We start from the raw sequence: 715 nt of genomic DNA on the forward strand, positions 1-715 counted from the left end.
GTGTTCATACGACAGTAGCGAAAAGTATATACCTGCGCCCCCTAACTTGTTTTTAGAGTCGCTAATTTGATCCTGAAGCTGAGAAAGAAGAATCCATCCAAGTGCGGCAATCGGCAGTATCCATAGAATACTGATTAACGCGAACTTTTGTGTGTAGCTAAGGCGATTCATTAATGCAATCGCAGGGGACATTAGGCTATTCAAGAAAACTCCTGTTTTTTCTAACTTGATGTACTTGGTAAACAAGCTGTCATAGCGTTGTGTTAATTAATATCGGCTATGAGGTCTGATAATTTAGTCCATTATCTGTGTTTCGCTAATTAAATCGGCGCATAGTTTACGGCATCGTGACGGGTGTGACGCATGGCTCAGTTTAAACTCGACTTACAATGATTTAATGTACTGTGCTTACGGTGCGCCGATAAATACACATAGAATGGCGTCCTGTTTTGGCAATTCGTTTTGGCTTTTGCCCCGATTATTTTTGAGATGATAGAGAGAGTTGCGTGACCGAACTCGCACCCGCACCTGATCAGCTAGAAGAAAACCTACCGTCAACAATCCCCGAGTTTGAAAGGCTTCCCTTCACATTCGCTAAAAAACAGGGGGTTGTTATTGCGTTGGTTAATGACGAACAAAAGGTTTTGTATCGCGCTGGAATCACTAATAGCGCATTCGTAGAAGTGAATCGTGTTACTCGTGGCTCGCTGGATTT

The 715-nt window shown here is 42.8% G+C and carries 2 protein-coding genes; one reads left to right on the plus strand and one right to left on the minus strand.

The window, feature by feature from the left end; all coding sequences use genetic code 11:
• On the minus strand, positions 1–204 hold a 204-nt coding region (locus tag A3739_RS30710; RefSeq protein WP_231877015.1), incomplete at its 3' end, for a hypothetical protein.
• A gap of 302 nt (positions 205–506) precedes the next feature.
• On the opposite strand from A3739_RS30710, the gene A3739_RS05490 reads away from it, so the two are divergent.
• Positions 507–715, plus strand: a 209-nt coding sequence (locus A3739_RS05490) for a hypothetical protein (RefSeq protein ID WP_197472082.1), incomplete at its 3' end; no start/stop codon positions are given.

The sequence above is a fragment of the Oleiphilus sp. HI0067 genome, from assembly GCF_001635735.1.